The sequence below is a fragment of the Tenacibaculum aquaeponti genome (assembly GCF_057221555.1).
On record NZ_CM170147.1, the window covers coordinates 965,508 to 979,312 of the forward strand.

Here is a 13,805-nt window from a genome sequence, read left to right on the forward strand (position 1 = left end):
ATCGTATAAATTTTTTTTAATCGACATAAATTCATATCTTAGCCGCATAGATAATCTCTAATCCCTAAGAAAGTATGTTTAAAAAAGTTTTCGCAATTGCTGCTATCTTCCTATTTCAGCAATTTGCATTTTCTCAATCAAAAGATGAAACATGTGATACTCCTGCAGGTGATCCTGCTTTAGACTTAAACAGTATTACAAAATGTTCAGTAGACAGCAAAGATGGAAAAACAAAAAAAATATCTGTTGAAGTAACATCTAGACGAAGAGTTATTCGTAAAAGAGATGCTGTTACAGGTGTAAATACTTCTAGTGCTACTTCTAACAAATTAGCTGAATTAAAGAAAAAAGCTTCTTTAGTAGGTAATTTAGATTTAAGTAGTGAAGATGTTGTAGAGAAAGTTCCTTTCAACCTTGTTGAAGAAATTCCTTTATTTGAAGATTGTGAAAAAGTTGCAATTTTTAAACAAGAAAAATGTTTTAAGAAAAATATAGACGATCATATCAAAAGACATTTTTCATATCCTGGAAAAGCCTATGAAGAGTCTATTCAAGGTAGAGTATTAGTACAATTTGTTATTGATAAAAATGGTGATGTTGCTGATTTAAACGTAAGAGGACCTTACCAAGGTGAATTATTAGAAAAAGAAGCTATTCGTATCATCAAGAGGTTACCTAAATTTAAACCAGGTAAGCATAATGGAAAAAGCGTTAAAGTTAAATATGGTGTTCCAATTAATTTTAGAATCCCAGGAAAAAGACCTTCTAACGTTAAAAGAGTAAAAAAGATTCCAGAAAACACTAAAGATATCTTCGGGTTTAAAAGTGTAGATTCAGTTCCTTTATTTAGTGATTGTAATTCTAAAGATTCTCAAAGTTGTTTTAATGTTCAGTTTTCAAAATTCATTAATGAAAACTTTGCATATCCTGAAGAAGCTAAGAGAAAAAATATTCAAGGTAAAGTTACTGCATCATTTATTGTAGATACAAATGGAGATGTTGTAAACATAAGAGCTAAAGGACCTGAAGGAGGTAAAGTTTTAGAAGATGCTTTAGTTTCGATATTAAATAGAATGCCAAAGTTAAAGCCTGCTATTAGAAAAGGTGTTAGGGTAAAAGTTAGATACAGCTTCCCTATTAACTTTGCACTTAACAAGTAATATACTAAAAGAGATTTATATATTTTAAAGGTCAGAATTAATTCTGACCTTTTTTTAATTTAAAAAATTATGAAAACAGCTCAACAATGGTTTGAAGAATATGCTATAAGTCACCAAAATAAAACTAACCAGTTAATTCATTATATATGCGTACCTGCAATTTTTTTTAGTGTTATGGGGTTATTAATGACTATACCTAAAACTATTCTTAAAAACACTTTAAATCTTTATAATCCACTTATTGAAAATTGGGCTTTTATAATTGGTATTTTCTTATCAGTATTCTTCTATTTAAGATTAGGTTTTTGGTACTTTATAAAAATGTTAATTTTTATGCTTCTTGCTATTGCTGGTAACAATTGGATAAATAATCATTCAAACTTATTAATAATTTCAATAATTACTTTTGTTATTGCTTGGATTGGTCAATTTTATGGACATAAAGTTGAAGGAAAAAAACCTTCATTTATTAAAGATTTACAATTCTTATTAATTGGTCCATTATGGGTCATAGAGAAATTATCATCTAAAAAATAACTGGTAATGGATACTACTATTAATTTTGATGATTTTTTAAAAATAGATATTAGAGTTGGTACTATTATAAGTGTTAATGACTTTCCTAAAGCAAGAAAACCAGCTTATCAATTAACAATAGATTTTGGTAATACTATAGGTATTAAAAAAACTAGTGCACAAATTACAAGTTTATATAGTAAAGAAGATTTAATTAATAAGAAGGTAAACTGTATTATTAATTTTAAACCTAAGCAAATAGCAAATTTTATGAGTGAATGCTTAGTATTGGGTGTATATAATGATAATAATAAAGTAGTCTTATTATCTAATTCTAAACAAAATATAAAAAATGGAACTCAAGTTTCTTAAAATTACTTGAATTCCATTTCTGATATTATTCATTTACATTTTGTCTCCAAAGAAAACTGCATTCATCAATAACTTATTTGTTCCGAACCAAAATGCTCTAAAGTTAGTATTATCTGTAAAAACTAAAACTTTTCCTCTACCTAATTGGCTAGCTTTGAAAGGTACTGTTTCTTTTAATTGCTCTAAATTAGCTTTAGAAATATATCCACTCAATAATGGTTCATTAGTGTAACGAATAGGATTATTAAAACTATTTTTATCAGCTTTTATAAATAAAGTACTATTTCTAAATAATGCAATTGAATTATTTTTATATCCAAAATTTACAGGATGTGATCTGTCTAAACTTGCTTTAAATATTGCTCCTCCAATTACTTGAGCTCCTGAAAACAACCTTCTATCTTCGAATTTAATTTTTTTAGCTATTAGAGGTTTTTTACTACTAAACTCTAACTTAATAAACTTCTTATTAGATAACCAACGAGATGCATTTTTATAACCAATAAGAATACCTCCATTTATTGTCCACTCTTTTAACTTGCTATCAACAATATTATCCAATGAAGATACATTTGGTATTATGATCGTTGAATATTTTGAAAGATCAGTTCTCTTGAAATTAGAAACATCAAGCTTTGTAATACGCATATCAAATCTTTGATCGAATAAATGCCAGATCTCTCCTGCATCGCTTGGCGATATTCCATTTCCTACTAAAACAGCGACTTTCTGTTTCTTAATGTTTCTGAAATTATTACTACCCAAATCAATACCATCATTAAGTCCTGTATTAACACCAAAAATATTTAAATGGCTATCTTTAGCTCTTTCAGATAAAAATTCAAAAAGTTCTTTACTGTTAAGTTCTTGATTTTGAACAGGTATAAAAATAGTTCCATAATCATAAGTATTCTTACCATTTATAAAAGTTTTCATAGCAACTTTTGCACGTAAGCCTTTATTTAATATACTATTTAATACTTTAGGTGCATAATATTCATTCCAAGGCATTAAATAACCTACTTCACTTTTAAAATCAATATTTCCTTCTTGTAATACTGGCTTCTTAATTTCATCACCTACTTTAGATAAAGAAACATCTTTTAAGAAATCTACACCAAAAGCATGATTGAATGTCCATGCAGAAACATCGTAAAATAAACTATCTTGAAAACTCTTTCTTACATCGAACATTGCATTTATTAATCGTACATTTTTCTGATTTAAAGGTACTGCATAACTAGAGTTTTTCTTAAATCTTATATTTCCTTCTTTAAAATCATTCTTTAATTTGTGTACTTTAACCTTATGCCTGTGTAACACTTCTGCTAACTTATAAGCCTTAGCTGCATCTTTTTCATCACCAAAAATAATAGCTTTATCTTTTTCAAACGATTTTGAATTCTTGTAAAAATTTTGTTGATAATTTAATAATTTAACACGCATTTTGTTTGCTGCTTCTAAAGTAGAAAGCGTTGCTGTAAACTGATTACGAATAGTAAATGGAAACGTTAAAATTCCATTGTCTGTTTCTTGTGCATGCCCCCTAGAACTTCCTTGTTCAAATAAAATTCCTATTCCGCCATTTATATCAGGAAAAGTAGAACCTTTTCCATAATAAAAATCATCGAAATTTTCTTCTGAATAATATAACGAACCCATTTTATCTAAAGCTTTAGCGTGATATTTAGCTATTTCTTTAGTTAATTCTTGATTTAACTTTGGAGTTAAAGGATGCGTTCTACTTTGTATACCTGGTTGAAAGAAAAATGTAGAATTACTTCCCATTTCATGATGATCAGTAAGTACATTTGGTAACCATTCATGAAAAGTTTTAATACGAACTTTACTTTCCGGCAATTGTACAGGTAACCAATCTCTATTCATATCAAACCAATAATGATTTGTTCTTCCTCTTGGCCAAACCTCAGTATACTCCCTATCATTTGGATCTGCATTAATATTTTTAGACTTATTACTGTTTGCCCAATACGAAAAACGTTGTAAACCGTCTGGGTTTAAAGAAGGATCAAATAAAATCACTGTATTTTTTAATAAATCATCTATCTGGTTTCCTTGAGCTGCCGCTAAATAATAGGCCGCAATTAATGCAGCATTTGAACCACTTGCTTCATTTCCATGAATAGAAAAACCTTGATAAACTACAACAGGTAAATTTGAAACATCAACGGTACTATTATCTGTTAATTCAATATGTTTCTTTCTTATATGTTCTAATCTATTATGATTTTTGGCTGAAGTAATCTTTAACAAAATTAAAGGCCTATCTTCATAAGTCTTTCCTCTTTCTTCAATAACAATTCGATCTGAAACTTTAGCTAAAGTTTTCATATAATAAATCAACTTATCATGAGTAATGTGCCACTCTCCTACTTCATGACCAATTACTGATTTGGGAGTAGGAATATTTTTATTATAAGTTACATTTTTTGGTAAATAATAAGATAAATCTAATTTGCTTTGTGCAAAAGAAGACAAGATTACTGAAAACAGTAATAGTGTAATTTTTTTTTTCATTTTGAAGTATTCGGTGTATATAACAAAGATATAACCAATAGTTTGAACTTTAGTAGAATACCTAAATGAAACTAAATTTTAAGAAAAAATTAATATTTAACTAAAATAAATAAAAGTTAACTGTTAGGATTATTTAAAATCACTAAAGCACCGATTACTCCTGGAATCCATCCGCAAAGTGTTAATAGAAAAATAATAATAAAAGAACCACAACCCTTATCGATTATAGAAAGTGGAGGAAAGATAATAGCTAGTAAAACTCTTAATATATTCATATATAAAATTGCCTTTTTTATTTAAAAGACGTCTAAAAATTCATTTTGTTACACTAGATGATTACTATTCTCCATAGCATACAAATTATTATAAAAAATCAAATTGATTTTTTACAACCTCTTTTTTAATTAAAAATGTTTTTTCTATTTTAGAAACAACCACTATAAAATCATATAAACTCAAAAAAACCTTTTTAAATGCAAATTTTACTTTTAATAGATAAAATAAAAATTAAATTCATTTATTTTGTATTAAAATTTAACAAAAAATGTCTTCAAAAAATATAGTAGAAAGTTCAAATGACATTACAAATTCATTTGTAACACCAGAATATATTCGTAATCGTTTTGCTTCAATCATGTCTGACATGTATAAAAACGAAGTACCTCTTTACGGTGAATTACTAAATTTAGTACATGATATTAACGATTCTGTTCTTAAAGAATCAAAAGAAATTAAAGAACAGTTAGCTAATACAGGAGAAATAACTCGATTAAACATGGAACGACATGGAGCAATTCGTTTAGGTAAACCTTATGAGTTATTTACAATGAGACGTTTATTTAAAGTTATGGGAATGTTTCCGGTTGGATACTATGATTTAGCAACTGCTGGCGTACCTGTACATTCTACAGCGTTTAGAGCTATTGAAAATACAGCTCTTAATCAAGCTCCATTTAGAGTTTTTACTTCTTTATTACGTTTAGATTTAATTGATGATAATGATTTACGTGAACGTGTTGAAAATATTTTAGAAGATCGACAAATATTTACAGACAAAGCCTTGGAGTTAATCGATAAATCTGAAAAAGAAGGAGGATTAAACAAAGAAGATGCTGAAATATTTGTTCAAGAAGCATTAGAAACATTTAGATGGCATGATACAGCAACTGTAGATTATGAAATGTATGAAGCGTTACTTGGGCAACATCGTTTAATTGCTGATGTAGTTGCATTTAAAGGCCCACACATCAATCACCTAACCCCAAGAAGTTTAGATATAGATAAAGTACAAGCAAGTATGGAAGCTCGTAATATTCCACCAAAAGATAATATCGAAGGACCACCAACTAGAAAATGCCCTATTTTACTACGTCAAACAAGTTTTAAGGCACTGACTGAAAAGGTTACTTTTAAAAATGATGCAGAAAATGGGAAAATGGGTGAACATAAAGCTCGTTTTGGGGAAATTGAACAACGTGGAGCCGCTTTGACTCAAAAAGGACTTGACTTATATAATGATTTACTTGGTAAAACACGTAAAGCAATTGGAGGTTCTCCAAATGCCGAAAATGCAGCTGAGTACAACAAATTATTACAAGAAAACTTTACAGTTTTTCCAGATAATTATGCTGAATTACATTCAGAGAAATTAGCTTATTTCCATTATTTTACTACTGAAAAAGCTAAAAATATTTCTAAAGATCGTTTATTTACTAAGGAAGATCTTTTTCAGCTATTAGAAGACGGTTATTTAAAAATAGAACCTATGGTTTACGAGGATTTCTTGCCTGTAAGTGCAGCAGGAATTTTTGCTTCAAACTTAGGAACAGAAGATGCCAAACGTAATTATGAAGGAACTTCTAATCAATTATTATTTGAAAAAGATTTAGGAGCTCCAGTATATGAATTAATGAAATGGTATGAAGATATGCAAGATGAAACTATCCTGAAATGTTTAGTTGAATTAAATGCATAGTTTTATATTTAATTTTACAAAATCATTCTTTTGAAAAATCAATTTGACTATATAGATCGACAAATTTTATCAAAACTTAGAGAAGATGCTAGAAAAGCATTTTCACAAATCGCTGAAGAATTAAATGTTTCTAATTCTTTAATTCATCAACGCATTAAAAAATTAACTGCTGAAGGAGTGATTAAAAATGCTGAGTTTGTTCTTGATGAGAAAAAACTAGGTTATAAAACAAAATCGTATACTGGTATTCGTTTAAGAGAAGCTAGATTTGCAAAAGAAGTAATGCGAGAGCTTGAAAAAATAGATGAAATTGTTGAATGTAATTTTGTTTCTGGTAGTTACGCTATTTTTATTCTTACCTACACTCGTGATAACGAACATTTACAAAAAGTTTTATACGACAAAGTGCATTTAATTAATGGTGTTGCCGGTACAGATTCTTTCATATGTTTTGATACTTGTTTCAAAAGAAATTCTGTAATTCAATAATTGTCTTTTTTGTGAAATAACAACACTTTTTTTGCCATATTCTCAGCAAAATAGTTTTTAAAGAAAAATTGATGTTTTGAATCATAAGATTGTAGTAAATTAGAGGTTTTGATTCAAAAATCAATAGAAATCAACACAACATTTAAAAGGTAAATTCCTTATTTATCATGACACTAGACAAACAACTACAAATTGTTTCAGAAAAATTATCAGGTGAACTCGTATTTGATAATCTTCATAAAAGTATATATGCAACAGATGCTTCAGTATATAGAAAAATACCAACAGCAGTTGCTTTTCCTAAAACTATTGAAGATATTAAAATATTAATCGATTTTTCTATACAACACAATATTACTTTAGTTCCTAGAACTGCAGGTACTTCGTTAGCTGGACAGTGTGTTAGTGATGGAATTATTGTTGATGTTTCAAAACACTTTACAAATGTTCTTGCCTTTGATGAAAAAAATAAAACCATTACTGTAGAACCAGGAATTATTAGAGACGATTTAAATCGTTTTTTAAAACCTTACGGATTATTTTTTGGTCCGAATACATCTACTTCAAATCGTTGTATGATTGGTGGTATGGTCGGAAATAATTCTTCTGGAAGTACTTCTATTCGATATGGTGTTACAAGAGATAAAGTAATCGCTATCGATGCTCTTTTATCCGATGGATCTAAAGCTACTTTTTCTGAAATTTCCTCTCAAGAATTCCGTAAAAAGACAACTCAAGATGATTTAGAAGGGAAAATATATAAATCAATTTTCTTTGAATTAAGTTCTAAAGAAACTCAAGATGAAATTTTAAAAGAGTTTCCGAAAGCTGCAATTCATAGAAGAAATACAGGTTATGCTGTTGATGAGTTTTTGACTTCAAATTTATTTGGAGGTGAAGATGATACCGTTAACACAGCCAAATTTCTTTCAGGAAGTGAAGGAACTTTAGCTTTTATGACTGCTATTACGATTCAATTAGACGACCTTCCTCCTACTCATAGCATTATGGTTACTCCGCATTTTACCAGTGTAAATGAGAGTTTAAAAGCTACAATTACAACTATGAATCATAATTTATTCACTTGTGAATTAATGGATAAAGTGATTTTAGATTGTACTAAAAATAACAGAGAACAAGCTAAGAATAGATTTTTTATTCAGGGAGATCCTGAAGCTGTTTTAATGTTAGAAGTTAAAGCCGATTCTAAAGAAAAAGTTGAAGAGTTAGCCGATAAATTAATTCAAGATTTAAAAGACAATAATTTCGGATATCATTATCCTAAAGTTTTTGGTGATGATATTAAAAAAGTTCTAGATTTAAGAAAAGCTGGACTTGGATTATTAGGGAATATGATTGGTGATAAAAAAGCGGTAGCTTGTATTGAAGATACTGCTGTGGATTTACATGATTTACCTGAATACATTGAAGAATTTTCTGCAATTATGGACAAATACCAGCAACAGGCTGTGTATTATGCGCATGCCGGAGCTGGAGAATTGCATTTAAGACCTATTTTGAATCTTAAGAAAGCAGAAGATGTTGATTTATTTAGAAAAATAACAACGGAAACTGCAGAACTTGTAAAGAAATATAATGGTTCTTTTAGTGGTGAACATGGAGATGGAATTGTAAGGGCTGAATTTATTCCTTTAATGATCGGTGATCGTAATTACCAACTTTTAAAACGTATTAAAAAAGCTTTTGATCCGAATAACGTATTCAATAAAGGAAAGATAACTGATGCTTTTAAAATGGATGAAAGTTTGCGTTATGAAGTTGATCGAAATGAACCAGAAATTAATACCATTTTTGATTTTTCTGATAGTGAAGGAATTTTAAGATTAGCGGAAAAATGTAATGGCTCTGGTGATTGTAGAAAATCTCCTGAAGCAGGCGGAACTCTTTGTCCGAGTTACAGAGCCACTAAAGACGAAAAAGACACTACTAGATCGAGAGCCAATGCTTTACGTGAATTTTTAACGAACTCAGATCAAGTAAATAAGTTTAATCATAAAGAATTAAAAACTGTTTTCGATTTATGTTTAAGTTGTAAAGCTTGTGCTAGTGAATGCCCTAGTAATGTTGATGTTGCTTCTTTAAAAGCAGAGTTTTTATATCAATATCAAGAAACTAATGGATATTCTTTCAGAAGTAAATTATTTGCAAATAATGCAAAATATAATAAATTAGGAAGCAAATTTCCTACAATTACAAACTTCTTAACCAATACGAGTTTAGCTAAAAAAGTAATGGGAGTTGCACCAGAAAGAACAGTTCCAAAGTTGGCTAAACAAACCTTAGATGCTTGGTTAAAGAAAACGAATCAGAAAGATAGCGAAAAAACGGTATTGTTATTTAATGATGAGTTCACCAATTTTTATGATACTGAAATTGGAAAAGATTCAATAGTTGTATTAAATGCTTTAGGATATAAGGCTGAGGTTTTAAATCATGAAGAAAGCGGACGAAGTTATATTTCAAAAGGTTTTCTAAAAGAAGCTAAAACTATCGCGAATAAAAATGTTGAATTATTTAAAGATAAAGTTTCCAAAAACAAACCTTTAATAGGAATTGAACCTTCTGCTATTTTAACTTTTAGAGATGAATATTTACGATTAGCTGATAATAAAAAAGCGGCTACTGAAATTGCTGAACATACATTTACTATTGAAGAGTTTCTTTCGAAAGAAATTGAGAAAGGAAATATAACTTCTAGTCAATTTACTTCTTCTAGTAAAGAAATTAAGATTCATGGTCATTGTCATCAAAAATCTTTGTCTACCACAAATTCGATTTTTACAATGCTTAATATTCCTGAAAACTATACTGTTCGAATTATGAATACAGGTTGTTGTGGTATGGCTGGCTCATTTGGATACGAAAAAGAGCATTATAAGGTTAGTATGCAAGTTGGTGAAGATACTTTATTCAAAAAGGTTAGAAATGCTTCTAACAGCACAGAAATAGCTGCTTCAGGTACAAGCTGTAGACATCAAATATATGACGGAACAAGTAAAATAGCGAAACATCCAATCACCTTACTAAAAGAGGCTTTAATCTAAATAATTGAAAATCATTATTTTATTTCGTATATTTAAGAATATCTAACTTTTAAAAATTCTTAAATATGAGCACTAATAAAATAATTTTTAAGAATGGTTTACTTATCTATTCTTGTATTGTTGCTTTTTTTCTATTGATGAAAGTCTTAGGATTAGATAATGTTTCTGAACTCCGTTTTTTAAATTTTCTTTTTGTTTTTTATGGTGTTAACAGAGCTATAAAACAAAATATAGACCTAAATGAACAGGAATCTTATTTTAATAATTTTTATGTTGGTTTTGGTTCTTCTGTTATTGGTATTGCTTTAACGATTATAGGTTTAATCGTTTATGTAGGTTTTATTGATCCAAACTTTATGTCTGTATTAGAAAATTCTTCATTTTGGGGAAAAGAACTTAGTTTAGAAATGGTTGTATTTGCATTATCTATTGAAGGAACTGCATCTTCTGTTATGTGTTCTTTTATTTTAATGCAGTATTATAAAAACTATAAATCGACCTCTAGTATTTTAACATAAAAAAAGCGAGAAAGTAAACTTTCTCGCTTAAACTTAAAATAATTTAGGGATTATTTAAAAATTAGTTACAATCTTCTTCACTTTTGTAACATTTATTGTCACGTTTTCCAAGTCTTCCTTTTAGGAGTTTTCTTTTTGGAGTGCGTATTCTTCTTAACCTTTGCATTATCGCTTTTTGATCTTTATAACCTTTTCTATCAATAATTCTAGGTTTACTATTTTCTATTGTTATCTCATTTTTACCGCTAACAATATAGAAATATGATCTTCTATTTAATTGATGTTCTTCTTCTGAACATTTTTTACTGTTCTTATCATCACAATGATTTAATAACTTATCTTCTCCATAACCAATTGCACTTTCTATTCTACTAGACGCAATTCCTCTTGAGATTAAGAAATCTCTTGTAGATTTTGCTCTTCTATCAGATAACTTTCTATTATAAGCTTTTCCTCCTCTACTATCTGTATGAGATTCAATTTTTATAATCATTTTTGGATGATTATTCATAACAGCAACAATATTCTCAAGTTCGTATTGTGCATCTTCTCTAATAAAAGATTTATTAAAATCGAAATAAATTGGTTTAATTACGATTTGATTACCTACGATTAATGGATCTAATATTAAATCAACTCTAATTACTTTACCATTTTCCTTTGTTAAATTAAAGTCTTTTTTTGCTGCCGATCTATAATCTCTTTGTTCTGCAATAACAGATAAAACATCGGTACCACAAACTACTTTATCAAAACTGTATTTACCTTCACTATTTGTTAAAGCTTCATTTACGATTGTACCAGTGGCTTTATCTACTAATTTTATAATAGCATTTGCTATTGGAGCTTTAGTTACTTTATCTGTAAGAGTACCTGTGATAGTTTGTAAACATTCTTTTGGTTTAGGTAATTGAGAAATATAAAAACTGTAAATATCATCGTCTCCTTTTCCTTTTGACCTATTTGAAGAAAAGAATCCTTTTTTTCCTGTAGCATCTACATAAAAAGCGAAATCATCTTTTTTACTATTGAAAGGAAAATCAAGGTTTACAACTTTACTAAAAGTTCCATCTTCATAAATTTTTGTTTGAAAAATATCTAAAAGACCAAGGCCTCTATGTCCATTAGAAGAAAAGAATAACACACCATCTTCAGAAACAAAAGGGAACATTTCCTTTTCTGATGTATTTACTGTATTTCCTAAATTGATTGGTTTCCCATAACCATCTTCGTTAATTTCAACCTTAAAAATGTCTGTTGCACCTATAGAACCAGGCATATCAGAAGTAAAATACAATGTTTTTTCATCTGGACTTAAAGCTGGATGACCGACTGAATAATTATCACTGTTAAATGGTAATTCTTCTATATTCTCCCAATTATCATTTATATTCTCTGCTTTATATAATTTTAGGTTTACCGTTTGTTTTTTATCCTTTCGAAGTTTTTTTCCGTCATAATTTACTCTAGAGAAATACATGTATTTTCCATCTTTAGTAAAAACGGCAGAAGATTCATGAAATGATGTGTTTACTGGTGATGATAATATCTTTTTATCTTGAACACCGTAAATGGTATCGTACTTTGTATTTTCTAACTTTTGAATATAGCTTTTCGATTTATATAGGTTTAAAAACGGTTGATTATTCCACCTGTAAACTTTTTCTCCTTTGATTCCTTTAGGTGCAGCTGAAGCATAATATATTTCATCTTTAAAAATTACTCCTCCAAAATCTGAAAAAGGTGTATTTATTGCTAAATTTCTAATACTTATTTTCTTTCTTCCACCATTAATAAAATCTTGAAAATGATTAACTTTATCTATATATTTTTTTTTGTTATCGCTAACATCATTCTTATTTAAAGCTATATAAATTGAATCTGATTTTTTTGATTTACCATTACTTTTAAGAACTTGTGCGTACTTAAAAAGATAGTTAGGATTTGTTTCTTTTGAATCTTCGATTAATTTTTTATACCATATTTCTGCTTCTTCTGTTCTAGAGTTGTTGTAATAAGAATCTCCAATTCTTTGTAAAATATATTTAGAAGTATCACCTTTTTCATAAACTGCTTCATAAATTTTAGCCGCTTTAAAATATGCAAATTCTTCAAAATATCTATCAGCAACTCTTTTGCTTTGAGATAATAATGGTAATGTTGTTAGTAGTGTTAGAATTAAAGTGGTTGATAGTGTCTGTTTTTTCATTATGATAAGCTTTAAAAAAATCTGGGGGATTTCATTCTAGCCTGTTTAAAAATTTCGTATCGTAAAAGTACTTCATGTGTTCCGCTATTAACTACGTTATAATTTGAAGTAGTTAAATCGAAAGCATATCCTATGTGTAATGATTCACTTGCCTGAAAACCAGCTAAGGCAGCAACAGAATCGTCCCATCTCCAAGCTACTCCAACTCTAAACTTCTCATTAAATAAGAAATTAGCAGAAACATCTATTGATAATGGTGCTCCAAAAACTAATTTAGCTAATGCAGCAGGTTTAAATTTTATATTTTCATTAAGGTCGAAAACATAACCTGCAATTAAAAAATAGTGCAATCTTTCAACTGCTGTTTCACCAACTGTATTAGTAGCGTCATAATGCTCTTGACGTAAAAAGTTAGGTACAGATAAACCTATATACCATTTAGGTTCATGATAATAAATACCTGCACCAACAGTTGGTAAAAACCTATTATTAATATTTTGAGCAAATGTAGGATCAGCTCCATCTCCATTAGGGTTACCTATACTCCAATCTACATTTAAAAGTCTACCTCCTAATTTCAAACCAAAAGCAAGATTTCCCTCATCTCCAGTTTGAACTGTATAAGAAACATTACCATCAAGATATGTTTCATGTGACGGTCCTAATCTATCATTTACTAAATTAATTCCTATACCTAATCCACTATAACCTATAGGTGAGTCATAACTTAAATTTTGAGTATCTGGTGCCCCTTCAAAACCAACCCATTGAGTTCTTCCTAAAGCAGTAAGTACTGTATGTCCTTTTGATCCAACATAAGCAGGATTTACAGACATTGTATTTAGCATATACTGTGTATAATGCGGATCTTGCTGAGATATAGCATCTGTCACAAAACAGATGCTAATCATTAAAACTATTTTTCTTAATAAAAGTGACTTCATTATTTATTTTTACACTTTA

The 13,805-nt window shown here is 28.8% G+C and carries 11 protein-coding genes; 7 read left to right on the plus strand and 4 right to left on the minus strand.

Translation table 11 applies throughout. The features are described from left to right. The first annotated feature begins 74 nt into the window (after nt 1-74). From AC2TEO_RS04395 to AC2TEO_RS04405, 3 genes are all read left to right on the plus strand, one after another. Entirely contained in the window at nt 75-1,160 is a 1,086-nt protein-coding gene (locus AC2TEO_RS04395) for an energy transducer TonB (RefSeq protein ID WP_442266943.1), read from the plus strand. 69 nt (nt 1,161-1,229) lie between these two features. After that, nucleotides 1,230-1,697, plus strand: coding sequence for an Mpo1 family 2-hydroxy fatty acid dioxygenase (locus tag AC2TEO_RS04400; RefSeq protein WP_442266944.1), 468 nt, complete (start codon nt 1,230-1,232; stop codon nt 1,695-1,697). Between the two features lie 6 nt (nt 1,698-1,703). Further along, entirely contained in the window at nt 1,704-2,048 is a 345-nt protein-coding gene (locus tag AC2TEO_RS04405; RefSeq protein ID WP_442266945.1) for a tRNA-binding protein, read from the plus strand. A gap of 33 nt (nt 2,049-2,081) precedes the next feature. Here the strand turns inward: AC2TEO_RS04405 and AC2TEO_RS04410 are convergent, their stop codons facing one another. Beyond that, nucleotides 2,082-4,586 (minus strand): M14 family metallopeptidase, encoded by a 2,505-nt coding sequence (locus tag AC2TEO_RS04410; RefSeq protein WP_442266946.1) that lies wholly within the window; start codon nt 4,584-4,586, stop codon nt 2,082-2,084. A gap of 116 nt (nt 4,587-4,702) precedes the next feature. Then, nucleotides 4,703-4,861, minus strand: coding sequence for a YqaE/Pmp3 family membrane protein (locus AC2TEO_RS04415; protein ID WP_442266947.1), 159 nt, complete (start codon nt 4,859-4,861; stop codon nt 4,703-4,705). A gap of 269 nt (nt 4,862-5,130) precedes the next feature. On the opposite strand from AC2TEO_RS04415, the gene hglS reads away from it, so the two are divergent. The 4 genes from hglS to AC2TEO_RS04435 all read left to right on the plus strand — a co-directional run bounded on the left by hglS (nt 5,131) and on the right by AC2TEO_RS04435 (nt 10,633). Next, a complete protein-coding gene (hglS, locus tag AC2TEO_RS04420) occupies nt 5,131-6,561 on the plus strand; it encodes a 2-oxoadipate dioxygenase/decarboxylase HglS (RefSeq protein ID WP_442266948.1) in 1,431 nt (476 codons plus the stop codon). A 30-nt stretch (nt 6,562-6,591) separates the two neighbouring features. Next, nucleotides 6,592-7,050 carry an Lrp/AsnC family transcriptional regulator gene (locus tag AC2TEO_RS04425; protein WP_442266949.1) on the plus strand — a complete coding sequence of 153 codons (459 nt, stop codon included), beginning with the start codon at nt 6,592-6,594 and terminating at the stop codon, nt 7,048-7,050. Between the two features lie 167 nt (nt 7,051-7,217). Next, entirely contained in the window at nt 7,218-10,115 is a 2,898-nt protein-coding gene (locus AC2TEO_RS04430; RefSeq protein ID WP_442266950.1) for an FAD-binding and (Fe-S)-binding domain-containing protein, read from the plus strand. A gap of 65 nt (nt 10,116-10,180) precedes the next feature. Further along, entirely contained in the window at nt 10,181-10,633 is a 453-nt protein-coding gene (locus AC2TEO_RS04435; RefSeq protein WP_442266951.1) for a DUF4199 family protein, read from the plus strand. Nucleotides 10,634-10,694: 61 nt separating this feature from the next. Here AC2TEO_RS04435 and AC2TEO_RS04440 read toward each other — a convergent pair whose 3' ends face one another. Continuing rightward, nucleotides 10,695-12,842, minus strand: coding sequence for an OmpA family protein (locus AC2TEO_RS04440; RefSeq protein WP_442266952.1), 2,148 nt, complete (start codon nt 12,840-12,842; stop codon nt 10,695-10,697). Between the two features lie 11 nt (nt 12,843-12,853). Continuing rightward, on the minus strand, nt 12,854-13,786 hold the full coding sequence (locus tag AC2TEO_RS04445; RefSeq protein WP_442266953.1) for a PorP/SprF family type IX secretion system membrane protein: 933 nt from the start codon (nt 13,784-13,786) through the stop codon (nt 12,854-12,856). Nucleotides 13,787-13,805 lie beyond the last annotated feature (19 nt).

Bases quoted from the DNA above. Each gene is read 5' to 3' on its own strand.
- AC2TEO_RS04445 (WP_442266953.1), bottom strand. From the start codon at position 13,786: ATGAAGTCACTTTTATTAAGAAAAATAGTTTTAATGATTAGCATCTGT.
- AC2TEO_RS04400 (WP_442266944.1), top strand. From the start codon at position 1,230: ATGAAAACAGCTCAACAATGGTTTGAAGAATATGCTATAAGTCACCAA.
- hglS (WP_442266948.1), top strand. From the start codon at position 5,131: ATGTCTTCAAAAAATATAGTAGAAAGTTCAAATGACATTACAAATTCA.
- AC2TEO_RS04395 (WP_442266943.1), top strand. From the start codon at position 75: ATGTTTAAAAAAGTTTTCGCAATTGCTGCTATCTTCCTATTTCAGCAA.
- AC2TEO_RS04410 (WP_442266946.1), bottom strand. From the start codon at position 4,586: ATGAAAAAAAAAATTACACTATTACTGTTTTCAGTAATCTTGTCTTCT.
- AC2TEO_RS04415 (WP_442266947.1), bottom strand. From the start codon at position 4,861: ATGAATATATTAAGAGTTTTACTAGCTATTATCTTTCCTCCACTTTCT.
- AC2TEO_RS04405 (WP_442266945.1), top strand. From the start codon at position 1,704: ATGGATACTACTATTAATTTTGATGATTTTTTAAAAATAGATATTAGA.
- AC2TEO_RS04435 (WP_442266951.1), top strand. From the start codon at position 10,181: ATGAGCACTAATAAAATAATTTTTAAGAATGGTTTACTTATCTATTCT.
- AC2TEO_RS04440 (WP_442266952.1), bottom strand. From the start codon at position 12,842: ATGAAAAAACAGACACTATCAACCACTTTAATTCTAACACTACTAACA.
- AC2TEO_RS04430 (WP_442266950.1), top strand. From the start codon at position 7,218: ATGACACTAGACAAACAACTACAAATTGTTTCAGAAAAATTATCAGGT.